The organism is Trinickia sp. (genome assembly GCF_057351765.1).
Genome location: NZ_JBMRBK010000036.1, coordinates 289,979 through 304,653, shown reverse-complemented (window position 1 = coordinate 304,653; position 14,675 = coordinate 289,979). Strand labels below are relative to the sequence as shown.

Sequence of the window (14,675 nt, the reverse complement as noted above, 5' to 3'; positions counted from 1 at the left end):
CCGGTGCCGGTCATCGGCGGGCATCGCGCCTTGTCGCGGTATCGTAAAAACGCGCCAGGTCTCGTTTGAGCTCGTGCAGCGCCGCATCGTCGAGGTAGATCATGTGGCCGCTCGCATAATGCGTGATCTCTATGTGCGAGCGCAGCGAGGGCTCCAGGCCCAGATGGGCCAGGTCGTATTCGGTCGAGAAAAAGGGCGTCGCGAGATCGAAGTAGCCGTTGGCGGACAGCACGCGCAAGCCGGGATCCTGTCGCATCGCTTCGGCGAGGTCGCCCGCGGCATAGGGCACTTGGAGCGTTTCGCCCCACCACATGCGATGTTTCGAGTTCCAGGCGCTGAGTACCTTGCTGTTGAAGACGAGGTAGGGCAGGGGCGACTGGTAGTTGAGGTCGCGCGCGAGGTGCTCGTGGAAAGCCGCATCGAACGCGCTCACAATGTATTTTTCCGACGGATCGAAGTCAGGCGAATCCAATGTCGAATCCGCTTCGATTCCCTTGAAACGCCCATCGTAGCGGCCGACGCTGCGCGCCTCGTCGCGCAACAGTACCTGGCGGAACTGAGATGGCCGTACACGCAGGTGGGCGGCGATCACATATTGCACGTCGAGTCCGGTGTAGTGCGCGAGCTGCGCCGCGACGGCATCGCGTTCGCTGTCAGGCAGTGCGTCTCCCTTGGCCAGTGCCGCCGAATAGGGCCCCGCCGCGAATGCGCGCACCTCGTCGAGAAATGCGGGCAGATCGGCGGCGCCCGTATCGCGGATTTTGCCGTGGTACCACGCGACGGCTGCATACGATGGCAGATAGCGCACACTGGCGAGATCGTAACCGGGCGCATGCACGTTCGCATTCAGCACCGACGAAAGCAGTACGACGCCGTTGACTGCGATTTGATGCTGGCCCAGACGGTAGGCGAGCATGGCGGCCCGCGTCGCGCCGTACGATTCGCCCATCAGAAACTTCGGCGAGTTCCAGCGCTGGTTGACGGTCAAATACCGGTCGATAAAGCGGACGAACGCGTCGAGATCGCCGTCGACGCCATAAAACTCCTTGCCGCTTCCGTGGCCGATCGGGCGCGAGAAACCCGTCCCCACCGCATCGATGAACACGAGATCGCTCTTGTCGAGCAGGGAATCGGGATTGTCGGCGAGCGGGTAGGGCGCGGCCGGCGTGGGCGCCGGGCTTTGCGTATGCACCCGTTTCGGCCCGAGCGAGCCGATGAGCAGAAAGATGCTGCTCGCGCCCGGGCCGCCGTTGAAGAGAAACGTCACCGGTCGATGTGCGGCGTTGCCGCCGCGCGCCGTGTAGGCGACATAGAACATGCTGGCGTCAGGCTCGCCTTTTGCATCGCGTATCAGCAGCGTGCCCGCGGTTGCGCGATAAGCGATCCGGTGGCCGTCGATGCCGATCGTGTGCTCCGTGACCTTCGATGTTTCGTTCGGCGCCGGCAATGCGGTCGATGCCGCCACGGCGGCGGAGGCCCCGGAAGCGGTCGACACGGCCGCTGCCGGCGCCGCATGCGCACTGACGGGCGTGTCGGGCGGAGCGGCCTCGTCGTCGGCCGCGTGCGCGAGCGGACTAGCGAGGCAAAGCGCCGTCGACAGGCAGGCAAGGATGGCGCTCACCGGGCGCGCATGGCGGCTCGGAAACGCGGTGCGCAGGGCCGGGCGATGCGGTAGGCCAATGCAGCGAGGACGCATGGAGACTCCCGACAAAAAGTGGGTCCCGTCGGGCGTCGCGCTCGTAGGCAAACGCTGACGGAGTCAATGCAGCATAGATCGTGGAATCGATCCTATAACATGTGGTCCCATCGTCCCCCAGATGCGAGCGTTTCCGATGTCATCCAATCATCCTCTCCTTTCCCCGATGCGCGACACCCGCAAGGCGCAGCGGATCGCATGGCTCGTGCTCAACGTAGTGCTCATCGGGCTTGCGCTCTGGGTGATACGCGATTTCATCGGGCCTGTCGTCTGGGCTGCTGTCGTCACCATCGCCCTGTGGCCGCTGCTGTTGCGGATATCCGGCCCGCAGCACGAGCCGCGCAAGGCCAGCGCGATCGCGCTGCTGCTGACGATCGCCGTCGGCTTGTTCGTCGTCGTGCCGGTGGTTGTCGTCTTCGCCCAGACCGTGAGCGAGATGCATGACCTTGCCGCATGGTTCAAGGACGCCATCGCCAACGGCATTCCCGTGCCCGCCTTTCTGCCGAAACTGCCGTTCGGTAGCCAGGTCGCCGACTGGTGGAGCGCCAATCTCGCTCGCCCCTTGATCGGCTCGCCGGCCATGGAGCAGTTGCACGGCACGGCGACGGTCGTCACGGTCGGCCGGCACGTCGGCTTTCTCGCGCTGCGCGGCATCGTGCACCTGGGCTTCATGCTGCTGGTGTTGTTCGTTCTTTTGAGGACCGGCCCCCAGCTCGCCGATCAGTCGGTCAGGGCGGTGCGGCGTCTTTTCGGCATGGCGGGCGCGCGCCTTGCCGTGCGGATGGCCGCGGCGGTCCGCGGTACGGTGACGGGACTCGTCGTCGTGGGCTTCGGCGAAGGTGCCTTGATCGGCATCGCTTACGTACTCGCCGGTTTGCCGCACGCCGCTGCGCTGAGCCTTTTGACGGCCATCGCCGCGATGTTGCCGTTTTGCGCGCCGATCGTCTTTTGCGTTGCCGCGCTGTGGCTTTTCTCGCATGGTTCGGCGACGGGCGCGTTCGCCGTGCTGGCGACGGGCGCCGTCGTCGTATTCGTGGCCGAGCACTTCGTGCGCCCGGTGATGATCGGCAATACGGCGCGATTACCGTTTTTACTCGTGCTGTTCGGAATTCTCGGCGGCGCGCAGACTTTCGGGCTCGTCGGCCTCTTCATCGGACCCGCATTGATGACTGCGCTCGCGGTGGTGTGGCGCGATTCGGCGCAATAGGGCGGGGCGTCGCGACGCACACGGCGGGCTCCGGCACGGCCGGCGCGCCCGTGCCTGTCCCAGCGCGCATTTTCTTTTCGGCCGCCCAAAAGAGATCCGCGATCGCTCAGGCGGCACGCCAGAAAACGCGAAGCGTCCGCCCTTCGGTCAGACCGTTTGCGGCACTGGAACGCGCAAGCTCACGTTGAGGCGATTCCATGCGTTGATGGCTGCGATCACGAATCCGAGCTCCGCGATTTCCTCGTCGCTGAAGTGCTCGCGCAACCTCGCGAAGGCTTCGTCGCTTGCATCGCTCGTCGCGATCGTGGTGACGATTTCCGCCCACTCGAACGCGGCACGCTCGCGTGCGTCGAAGAACGGTGCCTCGCGCCAGCCCGCTACGGCGTTCAGGTGACGCGGCTCGACGCCGAGCTCGATCAGATCGCGCCAATGCATGTCGATGCAAAATGCGCAACCGTTGATCTGCGAGACCCGCAGGAATACGAGATCGATGAGCCGTTGGCCCAGCAGGTCGCGCCGCAAGCCGGTCGAGAGCTGATACAGGGTCTGAAATGCCTTCGGTGCAAGTTTGCGGTAGTCGATACGAGGTGAAGCGGTCATGACGTTACCCTTTTCGATGAAAGCGGAGTGCCGCACCGTGCGGCCTCCATACCTTCAAGACGGTAGCGCCCGCGCGTTTGTGACAGTGCGATTCGCCCGCTTGCTCGCCCAACGAGCCGCTCCGGGCGGTCATCGCTGGAGCGGGGGAATGTGGGCAAGCTTGTCGGGGTTGCGCACGAGATACGCCGCGACGATCCGCTCGCCGTCGACGACGAACGTCTGTGCCGATTCGAGCTGGCCGTCGACATAACGTAAAAGGCCTGCCTCGCCGTTGATGCGTGCCATGCGATAGACGATTTGCGGGTAGCGCCGGTAGGTCGCCCAATAAAGATTGGCGATACGATAGGCACCGCGCAAAATCTTGAGCGTCGACGGCACCTTGCCGCCGCCATCCCCGATGAGCTCGACATCGTCCGCGAGCAGCGCCTGGATGGCATTGCGATCCCCGGTTTCCGCGGCTTTCTTGAACTTCGCCACGACGCGCCGGTGCGCTTCTTCGGAGACATCGAACCTCACACGCTGTTGCCGCACCCGTTCCACCGCACGATGCACCATCTGCCGGCAGGCCGTTTCGCTCTTGCCGAGCAGCGCGGCGATCTCTTCGTAGTCCTGATCGAATGCCTGACGCAACAAGAACGCGGCCCGCTCTTCGGGAGCGAGTCGCTCGAGCACCCAGAGCAGGGCGACAGAAAGCTCGCTTGCGAGCTCCGCAGCCGTTTCCGGCGTGCGCTCGTCGATTTCGACCAGCGGTTCAGGTAGCCAGGATCCCACGTAATGATCGCGTTCAGCCTTGGCGGCTCGCAGCCGGTCGATCGCCAGGCGCGTGACGATCGTGACGAGCCAGGCCTCGGGTGACTGGATTACGGCGCGATCCGTCTGATGCCAGCGCAACCAGGCGTCCTGAAGTACGTCGTCCGCGTCGGCACGTGTACCCAGCATGCGGTAGGCAATGGCGAAAAGACGCGGACGCAACGCGTCGAACGGATCGGGGGCTGAACTGGGATGTGGCGTATCCATGCTGATGAGCGGTGTTGCCGCCGGTGACGACGAGGGGACACTCTCAAGACGAGGGCGGCCCCGGTTTTGTGACAGCTGGGCCGCTCCACCCGTCCGCCGTCCGCGTCATCCGCGCGTTCCGTGTCGTCCGTGCCGCTAACGTGGCGCGATGAGCCCGAATTCACTGAGCAAGACGGCATCGCGTTCGTGCGGCGCAACGCTGCGTGACTCCATTTGGCCCCGTGCGATGATCTTGAACGTATTGTCGAGGAGAATTATGCGCCCTTCGTCCGTCTGCCGGACGGCAACCAGGTGCTGGACGAAGATCGAATCGGGATGCTTCGAATTCAGAAAATTGGCCGGCACGAAGTCGACCCATTCCTGGGGAGAAAGATCGAACTCGTATTGATCGGCCCATTTCCCTTCCACGACGGTTCGCAACAGATACCGATCGTCGCCGATTTTCTCGAGCCGATAGGTATCGAAGTCCTGGACGACGTCCGTGTCGGGGCGATCGAGCGATAGGGGCGCACGGATACCATGGCTGCCGAAGCCGAGGTCGAAAAGCCACCGCTCGCCCTCGAACGTGAGAATGAGCGCCATATGCGTCTTCGGCCGGCGGCTCGCATAGGTGCGCGGACGAGCGCCCACCATACGATAGGGCACGCCAAGCGCCTGCACCGCCATGGCGAACAGCCCGTTGACCTCATAGCAGTAGCCGCCTCGCCCGTTGTCGAGAATCTTCTCGACGATGTCTTCAGGCACGAGCGAGACGACCTTGCCCGCCTGCACGTCGAGGTTTTCGAACGGCACAGCGCGCAGCTGGTGCCGCATGATTGCCGTCAGTGTTTGCCGATCGGTCGCTTCCGGACCCCGGTAGCCGATCCGCTCGAAGTACGCGCGCAAGGAAAAATTCGTGGCTTCCATGATCCGCTGCCTGCTCAATCAGGTCTGCATCGAAAAGAATTCCGTCGCGACGGCGAGCGCATGCTCGACCGCTTCGCGATCCACATCGAGATGGGTCACCCAACGCTGGCGCGTCGCGCCATATGCGGACGTGATGCCGATGCCGTGATCGGCGAGATACGCGGCGAATGCGCTTGCGTACCGCGGCGCGATCTCGACGAATACGATGTTCGTATCGGGCTCGGCAACCGTCACGCCGGGCAGCTTGCCCAGCCCCAGCGCCAGCGTTTTCGCGTTCGCGTGATCGGCGGCCAGCCGGTCGACGTTATGCTCGAGCGCGTAAAGGCCCGCGGCGGCCAGAATGCCGACTTGTCTTAGGCCGCCGCCCAACATCTTGCGCAGGCGGCGCGCCTTCGCGATCAGCGCGGCTGAGCCGACGAGCACCGACCCAACAGGGGCACCGAGCCCTTTCGACAGGCAGACCGAGACGGTATCGAACGGTCGCGCAAGCCTGGCGACCGGTTCGCCGAGCGCGACGGCCGCATTGAACACGCGCGCCCCGTCGAGGTGGCAGGCGAGCCCGTGGCGGCGCGCCAAGGCCGCCGCTTCTTCCATATAGGCGATCGGCAATACCTTACCGCCGATGGTGTTCTCGAGAGCCAGAAGCCGCGAGCGGGCGAAGTGCGGATCGTCGGGCTTGATCGCGGCTTCGATGTCGGCCAGACGCAGCGTGCCGTCGGCCTGATTTTCGATCGGTTGAGGCTGGATGCTGCCCAGCACCGCCGCGCCGCCCGCTTCCCAGCGGTAGCAGTGAGCCTGCTGCCCGACGAGATACTCGTCGCCGCGTTCGCAATGCGCCATCAGCGCGATGAGGTTCGATTGCGTTCCCGACGGAACGAAAAGCGCGGCTTCCTTGCCGAGCCGCCCGGCGAGTTCCGCTTCGAGGCGCTTGACGGTGGGGTCGTCGCCGAATACGTCGTCGCCGACGAGGGCTTCCGCCATCGCGGCGCGCATGCCCGCGTCGGGCCGGGTCACGGTGTCGCTGCGAAAATCGTACTGCGGTACTGCGGTCATCGTTTGCTCTCCGAATACGCTCGCACTACTTGATAGACGACCGGACCGCCTGCAAGAACCGGTCGATATCGCCGGCCTCGATCGCGCCCATCGTCGAAATACGAAAGACGCTGTCGTACAGCGCACGCTGACCTGGATAGATCACGAACCCGTGCGCCTTGAGCCCGTCGTGGAACGGCTCGAACGGCACGCCTTGCGGCAGCCGATAGGCGCGCAGCACGACGGACGAACGTTCGGGCGGCAGCACGGCCTCGATTCCGAGCGCGGCCAGCCCGGCGCGGGCTTGCTCGGCGAGGGCCGCGTAACGCGCATGACGCGCCTGCCAGCCGCCTTCGTCGCGGAATTCGCGCAACGCTTCGACGAGCGCATAGTAAGCGTGCACGGCCGGCGTGAACGGCGTGTTGCGCTCGGCTTGCAAGCGCGCCAGGCGGCTCAGATCGAGGTAGTAGGTCCGGCTCACCGCGTGTTCGAGCGCATCGTGCCGGGCAATGACGAATGCCGCTCCGGGCACGCCGTGGAGACACTTGTTGGCGCCGGCCGCAACCGCCGCAATCGCGCCGCTCGCGAAATCGATTGCCTCGGCGCCGAAGCTGCTCACCGCGTCGACGAGCAGACGCACGCCTCGCTCGTTGCAGAGCTGGCCGATTGCGTCGATGTCATTGAGGCGCCCGCTCGTCGTCTCGTGATGGATCACGGCAACGTGCGTGATCGCGCGATCGGCCTCGAGCTGCGCCGCGATGCGGCCGAGATCGGGCGCGGCCGTCCACTCATGGACGAGTGCGTCGTGCGCAATGCCGTACTGCCGCGCGATATCGACGATCCGCTCGCCGTAGATGCCGTTTTGCACGACGAGCAGCTTGCCCTCGCGCGGTACGAGCGAGGCAACCATGCTTTCGACGGCGGCCGTGCCCGATCCGGTCAGCACGGTGGCGGACCATGTCGCGGCGTCAAGACCGTAGACGTCGAGCAAACGCGCGCGCGCTTCGTCCTGCAAGTCGTAGAACTCGCTTTCGCGATGGCACAGGTCGGTTCGGAGCAGGCTTTGGCGGACGCGCTCCGTCAACGTTACGGGGCCAGGGTTGAGCAGCAGCATCGATCACACTCCGGTAGGGGCGCCGAGATGGCGCATGAGCCGCGTCTTGACGTCGACCGGGGAGACGGTGGGCCGCGGTAGTCCCTCGGGCGTACCGCGGCGCACGGTCAGTCGCGCGAAGCGGGGCGCGTCGGGCAAGCTCGGGCCGGCATCGTCGAAGAGCGCATCGATCACGCTCGCATCGTCGCCCTCGATGGCCGACGCGTAACCGCAGGCGGCGGCAATCGCGGCGAAGGAGACGTGCGGCGAGACCGTGGCCTGGCCGCCCGTCGAATCGTGCACGCCGTTATCGACGAGCAGATGCAGCAGATTGCCCCGGCCGTAAGCGCCGAGCGTTGCGAATGCGCTCATGCGCATCAGCGCGGCTCCGTCGCCGTCGAGCGCGACGACGCGCAAATCGGGCCGCGCGAGCGACAAGCCGAGCGCCAACAACGTCACGCAACCCATCGAACCTACCATATAGAGCTGATTCGGGCGGTCGTCGATCGCGTAGAGTTCGCGTCCCGAGAAACCTGTCGATGCGAGAACGACGGTCGAATCGGGCGGCGTGAGCTCGATGACGCGCTGTAACGCCTCGTGCCGCGTAGGCAGCGAATCGACCGGCAGCCCCCGCCACTGTGCGCGAGGTTGGCAATGGGTCGCACGCGCGACGGGCTGCCCGCTCAGCGGATACGGCGCGACGCTGCCTTTTTGCATCACTAGAGCATACGGGCGGCCCGTCTCGTTCATATGGGCGACGGCGCGCCCGAGCGCGGGCTCGATCTCGTGCACTTCGCAAGGAAAGCGCTCCCACGGTATTTCCATCGTCTCGAGCAGTTTCGGCGTGATCGGACCCATCAACGCGTGCTGCGGCTCGTCCGACACGCCGGGCTCTCCGCGCCAGGTGACGATCAGCAGTTGCGGCAGCCGGAACGTCCAGGTCAGCGAAGTCAGCGGACTCACCGCATTGCCGAGCCCGGAGTTCTGCATCATCGTGACGGCCCGCACGCCGTTGCGGGCGCCGAGTGCGATGCCTGCCGCGAACGCCACGGCGTCCCCTTCGTTGGCCGCGCTGACATAGTGCAGTCCGGGGTCTTGCAGCACATAGTTGATGAACGGTGTCAGAAACGAACAGGGCACGCCCCCGTACCAGTGGAACCCATGCCGGCGCGCCGCCTCGACGAACTGTTGCGCTTCGATCACCGCGGGCCTCCGTTGGCCCCGCCGTTGCGCGCGGCGCCCAGCGGCGCTTGTGAGTGCGCGAAATCGCCGGCGCGGCGGAAATCTTCGAGATCGTTGACGCCGCACCAATGCCCGTGCACGTACTGCACTTCGATGCGCTCGCCCGCGTCGATCAGCGCATTGATCAGCGCCGGCATATCGAGCGCGTCGAAATCGGGCTGCTGCCGCATTTCGTCCAGCATGGCCGTCAGCCGGGCGCATCCGGCGCCCCGCACGCCCAGCAGACCGATCCATCGGCCATGGGCAGCGGCATCCGCATGCGAGCCGGAGCGGATGCGCTCGAGATAGGTTTTCTGTCCGAACAGTGCGCGGTCGTCGGCCGCCGAGCAGTACGCGAAATCGCGCACACTGCGGTTCGACGGTTGCGTCTGAGACGAGTCGACGACGACCGTGAACGGCGCATCGCTTTCGACGAGATCGCGCAGGATGTAATGGCGAAAGAGCAGATCGCCGTACGAGATAACGGTGTCGCCGGCGAGCGCATCGCGTGCGCAGGCGAGCGATGCGAGTTCGCCGGTTTGAGCGTGCTGCTCGTTGACGACGAGCCGGATGCCGGTCGGCTCGATCGCATCGGCGCGATAGCCTCCGACCACGGTGATCTCGTTGACCCGTTGCTGCTTGAACGCGTCGACGAGCCAGCGCAAAAGCGGTTTGCCTGCGACGGGAAGCATGACTTTCGGTCGGTCTTCCGTGACGGCTTCCAGCCCGCGGCCGCGGCTGGCGGCCAGCACCACGGCGCCGCCGGCGCGCCGTGTGCTGGACAGATAAAGGCGCTCGGCGCTCGAGTATTCGTCGGCGTCTTGCAGGCGGAAGATCTCGTCGACGGTCGCGATGCGTTCTTCCACGTTCACGAGCGTTTCGCTGTCGCGAATCTCTCTTGCTACCGCCTGCATCGACGACGCGGCGGCACGGATCAAATGATTGGCCCAGATGACGAGGCTGATGCCGGCCTTGCGGAACACCTCGGTAGGCGTGCTGTAGTACTTGGTCGGCACGATGACGAGCGGCGCACGGCCCGCCCATTCGCGCGCGAAGGTCAGGATTTCGTCGGGACGCGACAGTTTGCTGTGGATGAGGATCGCATCGGCACCGGCGGCGCGATAAGCTTCGGCACGCTTGAGCGCCTCGTCCATGCCCCACCCGGCGATGAGCGCTTCGACGCGCGCGACGATCGAGAAATCCGCTTCGCACTGCGAATCCTTGCCGGCCTTGATCTTGCCGCAGAATTCGTCGATATCGGCCAGCGGCTGGCGCTCGCCGCCGATGAAGCTGTTCGTCTTCGGAAACTGCTTGTCTTCGATGCACACGCCCGCAATGCCGCGCTGCTCGAGCTTGCGCACCAGCCGGCGCACGTTGTTGAAGTTGCCATAGCCGGTATCGCCGTCGAGCAGGATCGGCAGATCGCTCGCATCGGCCATGAACTCGAGTGTGTCGACCACCTGCGTCCAACTGGCTTCGTTGTTGTCGCGCACGCCGAACTGCGCGGAAATGGCGAGGCCCGAGGCCCAGATGCCTTTGAAGCCAGCCTCGCGCACGATGCGCGCGGACAAGCCGTTATGTGCCTCCATGATGAATTCGAGCTCCTGGCTCGCGATCATCTCGCGCAGCCGCGCAAAACGGGAGCGTGCCGGGGCGGAGTTCATCGGTTCGCGTGCATTCATTGAATGGCTCCTGCAATCGGTGCGAGGCGCGGCAGCACTTCCTGCTCGGCCCGCTTCACATCGTTGGGAAAGTCGATTTCGACCCAAGGCATGCCGGTGACATCGGCCACCTCGAAACGGTTGCCGCTTTCGAGCAGCAGATCGCGTACGGCTTCCTCGTGCGGCATGTTGCTTCGGCCGTCGTCGACGTATTGCGCGACGATCTGCGCGAGTCGCCGCGCCGTGTCTTCGCGAAAGCGAAAAAAGCCTACCGATTCGCCGATCGTGTCGTAGTCGAGCCCTACCGCGAGCTGCTTGCGAAGCTCGATGGGCACGCCGTTCTTGAGACAGAGTTTGACCGGCTCGTCTCCCGCCTCGAAGTCGCGGTCGAGCAGCAAGCGGTTCGCGCTGGCACCGGCCGTCAGGGCCCGCAGGATCGCTTCGTCGTAGAGGACATCGGCATCCATCAGCAAGACGTCGCCGCCGCGCGTGAGCGCATTCGCAACGGTGTGAACGGTCAGGACGCTGCCGAGCTCGTAGCGCGGGTTGAGCACGATTTCGGGCGCCGGCTGCCACTCGATGCGCGCCAGTTCGGCGCGCACCTGTTGCGGCTCGAAACCGAGCGCAAGGACCACTTCGGTGACGCCCGCGCCGCGCAGTGCACGCAGGTGGCGCTCGAGCAACGTGATGCCCTGAAAGCGCAGCAGGCATTTCGGATGCTGCTCGCCGGCCGGCATCTGCAGACGCAGGCCGAGCCCGGCGGCGAGAATGATCGCTCGCATAGCGATTGTCTCCTTGCAAGGGGCCGGCTGAAGTGACCGGCTCGTGAAGTCGAAGCTATAAAATCGATGCCCGGGGCCGCGGCCCGTCGTCATCGACCGGCCCCGTTGCGGCTGCGCGGCGTTGCCGCCATCTGCGTTCGCTCCAATGCAGATAAACGAGGCCGGGCAAGCCCAGCGCGAGCTCGCGCGCCCGTTTGGCCAGCGAGAGCGCCAGCGCGGTTTCGGGCGGCAGCCCCACGAGCGGTGCGAGCAGCAGGTAGCCGCCTTCCTGTGCGCCGAGCGAACCCGGAATAGCAAATGCGGCGCCTCGGATGGCCTGCCCCACGCTTTCGAGCAGCAACGCATCGAGCCAGCCGACCGGATGACCGAGAAAGCGCAGCGCAAGCCAGACTTCGCCCGTGCCGACGACCCAGCCGGCCAGGCTGAAGGCAAACGTGGCCGCCACGCGGCCCCGGCGAAGGTAGAGCGCGCGTACGTGTTCGTCGATGGTATCGGCCCGCGCGGCGAGCGCGCCGCCATCGCGCTTGCCGAACACCTTCGACGCCGCACGCACGAGGCGGCCGAATACGCCGCGCTGCTGGGCGATGAAAAATGCCGCGACGCAGACGCCGAGCGCAACGCCCGCGATCAGCATCGCCATGCGCACGCCCGGTGTGGCCAAGCGGGCCGGAACCGCCGCGACGGCCGCGAACGCGGCGAGTCCGAGGCAGGCGAAGACGATTTGCGCGACGGCCTGCATCGTGGTGCTGACCGTGACGGCCGCGGCGGCGCTCGGCATCGGCATGCCGCGTTGCGCCAGATGACGGGCCATCAGCACCGGGCCGCCCAGCTGGCCGGCCGGCAACAAGCTGTTGACCGATTCGCCGGCCCAGCGCGCGAAAACCGTATCGGTCAATGTCGTATGCCGCGTCGCGAGCACGCGAATCGCACCCGCATCGATGACGAGCGGCAGCAAATGAAAGAGCGCGACGAGCGCGAGCCCCCATCCGGCCGCGGCGAGCGTACCGGCCACCGCGCCGAATCCCTGCCATGCAATGAGCGCAACGAAGACAGCGGTGCCCAGCGAGAGCAACGCCAAGGCCGCCCGGGTCATGCGGAGTCCCCCGGTCCGCCGCCCGCGCTCGCGCGCAGCGATGGCTTGCTGAACACCTGCCGAAAGCCGAAGTAGGCAACGGCGTCTTTCATGTTCGAAATGAAGCGCCGCCAGGGGCGCATGCGCGCATCGGTGACGTATTCGAACGTGAGCGAAACACGCATCTCGTTGGCACCCGCGGGCGTGATCCGGTGTCGCAGCTTGTCGCCGTCGAACAGGACGAGCGCTCCTGGGGGATATTGAATCGAGCCGGCGACGGGTGAGACGTTCGGCGTGCGAGTATGCAGCTCGTAGTCGAGCCGGCACGACGAATCGTCGACGACGCCGAGCAACACCGTATAGCGCGTGCCTTCGTAGTAGGAGGTGTCGTAGTGCCAACCGATGTGATCGCCGGCGCGCGTGTAGTAATAGAGGGCGTAAGCGTGGGGGTCGTCCCCGGGCGATGGCAGCAGGCGGGCGCCGGTGATCGATTCGAGCCATGCCATCAGTTCGCGCGAGCGGTAGAGCTCGGCGATGAACGGCGCGAGCCGGTCGATCGTATGACGGCTGACGCTGCCGCCTTGCTTGTGTCCGGGCAGATAGTTGCGATTGACGGCCGGCAACAGCGCGTGTGCGAGAGCGGCCAGTCTTGCGGTCACCTCGGCCGGCAAGAAATCCTCGAGATAGAGGAATGCGCCCTGTCGCGCGAACTCGCGCTGCAATCCAGCGGGAGCAAGCCGATCGAGTCGCGCGGCCAACTGCCGATCGAGCGAGCCGGCATCGGCGTGATTTTGCGGCATCGCGGGCGCTTCGCGCGTGGCCAGCGCGTTATCTTCGGAGGCGGGCCCGCTCATCGCGACATCCGCAGCTCGGCCGCTTGCCGCGCAGGGCGCCCCCGCCGCACGACTCGCCAATAATCGAACGTGACCCAGACGGCGAAGAGCGGCGCGCCGATCGCGGCCGCATCGATGAACGGTTCGATCCCATGCGCGAGCGTGACGAGCGGCAGCAGGTACAGCACGTCTTCGGTCTCGAAGCCGACGGCGAATGCCTGGCGCGTCCCCGCCTTGCCGGCGATCGATTCGATGCGCATGCGCAGATAGAAAATCAGCGCGACGGCAACGCCCGCGATCGCCCCCAGCGCAATGGGCAACGCGAATGCCGATTCGCCCGGTTTCGCGATCCCGACGCCCATCGACACGAACAGCGCGACGGTGACGAGCGCATCGCTCGCGAGATCGTAGAGATGCCCGAACCGGCTCGACTTGCCGCTGATGCGCGCGAGCTCGCCGTCGGTGTGATCGATGAAATTGGACAGCACGATCAGCAACGCGCCCGCGTTGGTCCACGCAAAATCGCCCATGGCGAGACCGGCCGCCCCGGCCAGGCCCGTGAGGAGCCGCAGCGTCGTGAGGTGATTGGGCACGATGCGCGTGTCCTTGAGCGGCGTGACGAGCCAGCGTGCGAGTCGAGCGTCCCAGGTACGCGGCGGCGGGACTTGCGGGGCGGCTTGAGCGTTCGTATCGGCGCAATTATCCATCCGTGCAAATATATACGGTTTTCACTTTTAGTGCGTTCATCCTTGCATCGCGCGATTACGGACTGTTGCAGCGAGAGATCGATAAAAACGGTAAAGTGCGTGCCTTCAGGCGCCTTCGAGTGCGTCAATGTCGGCTTCGTCGCGTTGCCGGGAACGGCGGATCGCTCGTTGTCCATCTGCGCAATCCGCCTCGTCGCGCGTTTCGCCGGACGGTTCGATCGACTCCATCCACTTGCATGAACAAGTACCTCGTCACTGCCACCGCCGTCGCTATTGCCGCTGCGCTGCCCCAGGCGGGCGCATGCGCGCCGCTCGACGACGCGCTCCATTGCAATGTGTCCGCCCATACGTTTATCCACAGCCTGATCGACGCCGGACAGATCGACGGCGAGCCGACGCGCGTGGAATCGAATTCCATCAACGCTTTCAACCTCGTCAAAGGGGTGGACTTGCGCGCGTTCGGCTACCCGGTGTTCGCGATAGTCGGCTACGAGGAGGGCGATCCGATTTTTCGCAAGGGCAGCGGCACGCGTCTTTCGCGTTCCGCGTACGGCGCCGTGGTATGGGGCTCGACGCCCAAGGTCAAGGCCTCGGTCGACGCGGCGCACAGCAATGCGATCGTGCACCACGTCGCGCCGTTCATCACCGCCATTTTTTGCGATCGGGATTGAGGCCCGCGTTTACCGCGGGCCCAGCGTCGTGTCAAACGGTCGTTTGATGGGCGAGTGGCGATTGGGCAACGACTCCGTGCGCGGGGCTCGTCTCCCGATAGACGCAACGGATCAGTCATGCCACCATCGCTCCATGAATGACTGACGGCGTCAGGCCGGCCAAACAACAAAAGCGCA

At 65.4% G+C, this 14,675-nt stretch carries 14 protein-coding genes; 2 read left to right on the top strand and 12 right to left on the bottom strand.

Annotated features, from left to right (window positions below; all coding sequences use genetic code 11):
- Window positions 1-10: 10 nt before the first annotated feature.
- A complete protein-coding gene (locus ACO1XS_RS09745; protein ID WP_486390550.1) occupies window positions 11-1,621 on the bottom strand; it encodes a S10 family peptidase in 1,611 nt (536 codons plus the stop codon).
- 211 nt (window positions 1,622-1,832) lie between these two features.
- Here ACO1XS_RS09745 and ACO1XS_RS09740 point away from each other — a divergent pair, with 211 nt between their 5' ends.
- The gene (locus ACO1XS_RS09740) at window positions 1,833-2,903 is read left to right on the top strand and encodes an AI-2E family transporter (protein WP_440559682.1); all 1,071 of its coding nucleotides are present in this window, start codon (window positions 1,833-1,835) and stop codon (window positions 2,901-2,903) included.
- A 147-nt stretch (window positions 2,904-3,050) separates the two neighbouring features.
- On the opposite strand, the gene ACO1XS_RS09735 is transcribed toward ACO1XS_RS09740, so the two are convergent.
- From ACO1XS_RS09735 to ACO1XS_RS09685, 11 genes are all read right to left on the bottom strand, one after another.
- Window positions 3,051-3,503 (bottom strand): carboxymuconolactone decarboxylase family protein, encoded by a 453-nt coding sequence (locus ACO1XS_RS09735; RefSeq protein WP_331566305.1) that lies wholly within the window; start codon window positions 3,501-3,503, stop codon window positions 3,051-3,053.
- 129 nt (window positions 3,504-3,632) lie between these two features.
- Window positions 3,633-4,520 (bottom strand): RNA polymerase sigma-70 factor, encoded by an 888-nt coding sequence (locus ACO1XS_RS09730; protein WP_486390549.1) that lies wholly within the window; start codon window positions 4,518-4,520, stop codon window positions 3,633-3,635.
- A 135-nt stretch (window positions 4,521-4,655) separates the two neighbouring features.
- Entirely contained in the window at window positions 4,656-5,426 is a 771-nt protein-coding gene (locus tag ACO1XS_RS09725) for an arylamine N-acetyltransferase family protein (RefSeq protein WP_486390548.1), read from the bottom strand.
- A gap of 18 nt (window positions 5,427-5,444) precedes the next feature.
- Window positions 5,445-6,479: a low-specificity L-threonine aldolase gene (gene ltaE / locus ACO1XS_RS09720; protein ID WP_486390547.1), complete on the bottom strand. Its 1,035-nt coding sequence runs from the start codon at window positions 6,477-6,479 to the stop codon at window positions 5,445-5,447.
- 25 nt (window positions 6,480-6,504) lie between these two features.
- Entirely contained in the window at window positions 6,505-7,572 is a 1,068-nt protein-coding gene (locus tag ACO1XS_RS09715) for a 2-aminoethylphosphonate aminotransferase (RefSeq protein WP_486390546.1), read from the bottom strand.
- Window positions 7,573-7,575: 3 nt separating this feature from the next.
- Entirely contained in the window at window positions 7,576-8,754 is a 1,179-nt protein-coding gene (aepY, locus tag ACO1XS_RS09710) for a phosphonopyruvate decarboxylase (RefSeq protein ID WP_331566295.1), read from the bottom strand.
- Window positions 8,751-10,454, bottom strand: coding sequence for a phosphoenolpyruvate mutase (aepX, locus tag ACO1XS_RS09705; protein ID WP_486390545.1), 1,704 nt, complete (start codon window positions 10,452-10,454; stop codon window positions 8,751-8,753). The genes aepY and aepX overlap by 4 nt, the downstream gene beginning before the upstream one ends.
- Window positions 10,451-11,215 carry a phosphocholine cytidylyltransferase family protein gene (locus ACO1XS_RS09700; RefSeq protein WP_486390544.1) on the bottom strand — a complete coding sequence of 255 codons (765 nt, stop codon included), beginning with the start codon at window positions 11,213-11,215 and terminating at the stop codon, window positions 10,451-10,453. The genes aepX and ACO1XS_RS09700 overlap by 4 nt, the downstream gene beginning before the upstream one ends.
- A 55-nt stretch (window positions 11,216-11,270) precedes the next feature.
- Window positions 11,271-12,308, bottom strand: a complete 1,038-nt coding sequence (locus ACO1XS_RS09695; RefSeq protein WP_481578874.1) for a lysylphosphatidylglycerol synthase domain-containing protein — start codon at window positions 12,306-12,308, stop codon at window positions 11,271-11,273.
- Window positions 12,305-13,141: a HalD/BesD family halogenase gene (locus tag ACO1XS_RS09690; RefSeq protein ID WP_331566287.1), complete on the bottom strand. Its 837-nt coding sequence runs from the start codon at window positions 13,139-13,141 to the stop codon at window positions 12,305-12,307. Before ACO1XS_RS09690 ends, ACO1XS_RS09695 begins: the two co-directional genes overlap by 4 nt.
- Window positions 13,138-13,827, bottom strand: coding sequence for a CDP-alcohol phosphatidyltransferase family protein (locus ACO1XS_RS09685; RefSeq protein ID WP_486390543.1), 690 nt, complete (start codon window positions 13,825-13,827; stop codon window positions 13,138-13,140). Before ACO1XS_RS09685 ends, ACO1XS_RS09690 begins: the two co-directional genes overlap by 4 nt.
- 236 nt (window positions 13,828-14,063) lie before the next feature.
- Between ACO1XS_RS09685 and ACO1XS_RS09680 the strand changes: the two genes are divergently transcribed.
- Complete coding sequence (locus ACO1XS_RS09680) at window positions 14,064-14,498, top strand: hypothetical protein (protein WP_331566284.1); 435 nt, start codon at window positions 14,064-14,066, stop codon at window positions 14,496-14,498.
- The last annotated feature ends 177 nt before the right edge of the window (window positions 14,499-14,675 follow it).